At 56.6% G+C, this 4,092-nt stretch carries 3 protein-coding genes and 1 pseudogene; 1 reads left to right on the top strand and 3 read right to left on the bottom strand.

Annotated features, from left to right (window positions below):
* Positions 1–189: 189 nt before the first annotated feature.
* Positions 190–405 carry a hypothetical protein gene (locus ACYVKM_RS12215; protein ID WP_460877895.1) on the bottom strand — a complete coding sequence of 72 codons (216 nt, stop codon included), beginning with the start codon at positions 403–405 and terminating at the stop codon, positions 190–192.
* A 244-nt stretch (positions 406–649) separates the two neighbouring features.
* Between ACYVKM_RS12215 and ACYVKM_RS12210 the strand changes: the two genes are divergently transcribed.
* Positions 650–904: a helix-turn-helix domain-containing protein gene (locus ACYVKM_RS12210; protein ID WP_460877894.1), complete on the top strand. Its 255-nt coding sequence runs from the start codon at positions 650–652 to the stop codon at positions 902–904.
* Between the two features lie 496 nt (positions 905–1,400).
* Here ACYVKM_RS12210 and ACYVKM_RS12205 read toward each other — a convergent pair whose 3' ends face one another.
* Together ACYVKM_RS12205 and ACYVKM_RS12200 are read right to left on the bottom strand one after the other, a co-directional pair.
* Positions 1,401–1,715, bottom strand: coding sequence for a hypothetical protein (locus tag ACYVKM_RS12205; RefSeq protein WP_460877893.1), 315 nt, complete (start codon positions 1,713–1,715; stop codon positions 1,401–1,403).
* Positions 1,716–1,784: 69 nt separating this feature from the next.
* Positions 1,785–4,092: pseudogene (locus ACYVKM_RS12200) on the bottom strand (putative Ig domain-containing protein); the annotation flags it as partial.

Raw genomic sequence — 4,092 nt, 5'->3', positions numbered from 1 at the left:
GGTCACCAGCACCGCCACGTTGCCGGCGGCATCGTACTGGTTGGCGTAGGTGGTGTTTTCGTACGTCGCCGGGGTCAGCACGATCTGCCCGTTCACCAGGCTGCCATCGTTCACCAGCACCCGGTTGTCGGCATCGTAAGTGAATCACTCAGCCTGGATGAATTCCCTCGTTCTCTTGTCCGTTCTTGTTTAGAGCCTCTGTTCTTGGACCTGATCGAGGACTTCCCGCACGGCAAGGGCTGCGTTGAAGATGCCTTCCCCCAGCGACGACACGGTCTGCGGATGCAAGGGCTCTTCACAGCCCACCGTGACCATGTCTCCATTGGCGGTGATCGTCCGGAGCAAACCGTCGAGCTGGTCGATCTGGTCGATGGTGACTCCGAAAACTAGGTGTTCGTGCGTCATGGCATCCCTCCTTTCTCTCGCTCACCTATCCAGCAACGTTTCGCAAGCAGTTGGCGCAGTAGATCGCACAGCCTTCATCACATCTCTCCGGCAGCATCAAGGAAACAGCCAGTTCTTCCTGTGGATGGCCTGACTCTTATTCATAGCAAGAAGCTTAGTATTATCATCAAAACGTATCTTATAGTTGTCTTTTATACTCATATAGTTTGTAGCCGTCAACTTCTCCTGCATGGATGCTTGCCCCATGAGCAAAGCATCCGTCCATGCCTCGCCGCGCCTCGTGTTCGCGCGCAACCTTCGTCAGGCCAGACGCCTTAAAGATTTATCGCAGGAAGCGCTTGCGCTGCAGGCGGGCCTCAGCCGCACCTATGTTTCCGAAGTCGAGCGTGGAATGCGGAACATTTCCATCGACAACATGGGGCTGCTCGCCGACGCCCTAGGAGTCACCTTGGGTGACCTGCTGGATGCCAACATGCTCAAGCGCCTTGCAACGCGCTAGAGCTTTTTAGCAGTGGGCAAACGTGTCTGCCAACGCCTTCGCATTGGCGCAGTAGCTTGCACATGCATAGTCAGCCGGATCCGCCATGGGAGGATTTGGACAATGGACGGGACACCACTTGTGAAGTAGCCGCTGTTGCTGGGCTGGCGCTAATGACTAGGGTGCCGGCATCGTCACCGACGTAGCACAGATCGAAACTGGCACTGACCGACTTGCCATCGACCGGATCTACTTAATTCCCTCCGTCCCCTTATCGGGCCCCGCCGGCCCCGCCGATAAGTGAACCCGACCCCGTTCCGGGCGTTATTCCAAGCTGCTGTAGAACGGGATTGCCGGGAAAGCCTGCCGTTGTCCCTCTGAAGAGCTGGACGTCTCCAAGTGTCTGAAGCTGACCTGCAATTTCGGAATCTGAAAGACCCGCCGCACGAAGCGCTGCAAGTTGATTGCCAGTCAGACTACCCAGCCCATCACCAGTTGCACTGACTGGAACATCAAATCAGCGCGCATCGCTGTTATATAGCGACTCCAAATCATCTTCATAAATTCCGGGAGCATCGAGGTTAAGCCATTCAGAAAGTTTGCCTGGATAGGCAAAGTGATGCCGGCCGTCCTCGATGACATGAGACTTGCTTGCACCGTATTTTGAAATAAAAAGAAGATGCTCACGCACCGCTCCAACCAATTTTGTCAACTCAATAGTTGGCAACTCAGCCTTTACCTCCGGCCGATTCTTGCGATTGAAAGTCGACACGCCCATCAAAAGATCATAAAGATCTTTCTCATGGCCACCTTCCAACAAGGACTCAATCATTTCAACTTTTCTAGACATATCTCGCGCCTATTTCGATACATGAGAGCACTGCAAAATATTCACCGCATGCTAATTGGGAGCCCTGTACCCAACGACCTGACCACTACTATTGAAACCAACATTCGAATAGCCAAGAGTTGCCCTGATCTTCGCTGCCGGAGTCATTTGAAGCGCGTCCTGGCTCGAGTATCCAAGATCGTTGTAGTAGTAATCATAGATGCCCTCATTGGACGCATCCAGATCACCGGAAATCGATGTCACATTTTCAGGACCCAGCTGCTCAATCGCTCTCGAAACCATTTCGGTTCCTAGACCACTTTGCTGAGGGCTTGCTCCCAACCAATCGATATTTAGATTCCCTGTCTGAGAGTCGAACGTTGCCCTGAGCTGGTTGGCGGGGAATTCAGTCGGACCTTGATCAACAATGCTGCCATCTGCAGCCACGGTTTGATTGGACTGAATAGTAATCGACGTGCCGTTGGGCGTTTGAGTGGTTTGGGTCTCAAAATCCAGACCCAGCTCGCTGCGATACGACGTGAAAAGCGGCGGACTGATCGTTTCAGGTGCTATGTCTGGAACAGGAACAAGGACGTTGTCCTGAGAAAGTTCAAGGGCAACCGAAGGGTTAGGGCCACCATAGCCGATGTTTGCCGGTAGCGACCTACTAGCGCCAAGGGCCGGTTCGCTTTCGCCACCTGCTGCGCCTTCGGTCAACAGATAGCTTGCGCTCACAGCTGCAACGTCGCGCCACTGTTTGTCGGTTGGCTCGGCCATCCAGTTGGACCAGTTGCCGACAGCGTGATCATAGCTTTCAACGGGACGTTCGCTCAGGAAATTCACCACGCCATTGGCAAATTGCAAAGTCGACTTGCTGTCCGTAAGGACATCCGTGGCACGAAGCACACCGCCGACGATGTTGGTCTCCGCATCCGTAAATGCCGTTTCGGCGTTCGCGTACACGTCGCCAAAGAGGGTGCCGTCCCTGTCTTGATCGTTGATGCTTGCGAGCGCCTGTTGAGTAACTGCCATGGCCTGCCCATCCTGATCAAGAGCGCTAGGTGCATCGACTTCTAGGCTGAGGCTTGGCGTGTTGTACGTCCACTGCTGCAACGCGATACCGTACTCAATCATGTGATTCGGGTCACCGGGCAACACCAGAGGGGGTCGCGGCACATCATTGGCACCCGGTCCCAGGCTATCCAGATAAGCGATGGAATTGTAGGCCTGCTGTTGCAGCGCGGCGTATCCGGCCTGACTCCAGGGATCGATTTGCCCCGGTTGCGCCACAGGAAACCCCGAACCCGGCTGAGCTCCAACCGATGAGCCTCCGTTGCCCGTAAGCAACTGACCGGCGGCGGGTTGCAACAGGATGCCCGAATTCGCATTCGATCCCGAATAGGACCAGATACCAAACTGGGTTGATGCCCCATTGCCAAATGAAGCCACCTGATTAGCCGAATTGCTGCCAGTGCCTGCGAGCACACTGTCGATGAAGTCGTTGGCCTGTTTGTTGATCGCCGGCTCGGCTGCTTTCCACTCAGCTTCGTTAATTGCACCCACTGCCGCATTGGCCAATGCGTTGCCAAAAGCATCTTCCACGATCTGCCGTCCGTTGGCCCCTTGGCCACCCAGCAGCCGGGCGGTCTCGCTATCGATGGCGCCATTGACCAGGCCACCACCGAGATCTTCCAGGAAATGCCCCGTCCCCGCACCCTCGCTCTGCTGGGTCTGGGTCGGCAATCCCAGCGCCGAGGTCAGTCCATTGCCGATCGCTGTGGCCGCGAGGTTGGCCCAGCTGAAATGCTCCGCTTGCCCGGTCACCTTAGCTGCCGCTACCGTGCTTCCATAGGCTCCCGCACCAAATACCGCCGCGCCTGCGGGCGTAAGCGTGCCTTCTCCATTGGATAAGGGAGAAAATTCGCCTCCGGATGCGTTGATTTCACCGCCAACTCCAGCCGTCAAACCTGCAGCCAGTCCCGCCGTCAGCGCCTGATCCAATGAAAAACCCTTGCTGACCCCAAGCGCATCACCGGTCAATTGACCAGCCACACTGCCCACAAAGCCACCGGCTGCCGCAGCCACCATGCCCGCACCTATTCCAGCGCTGCTTGCACCCGTCATGGCAGCCGTACCGGCGGCCCAAGCTGATCCTTCGGTGGCGCCCATAGCTTCAGCGGCCGCGCCCGCCGTATAGATCGACGCCACCACGACCACCGCGATAACGACGATCTCGGCCAAGGTCGAGCACCCCGCCTGACTCGGCGGCGGCGGAGGCGCTGTCGGCAGATTCGGCGTCGTACTGCCGATGATGCTGCCCGGGTCATACGGCTTGAACGTCGTCGCCGTATTGCTGCTGGTGGTCACCGCCGGGATCGTG

The sequence above is a fragment of the Rhodanobacter koreensis genome (assembly GCF_054782855.1).
This window is presented reverse-complemented; position numbering and strand designations above follow the sequence as displayed.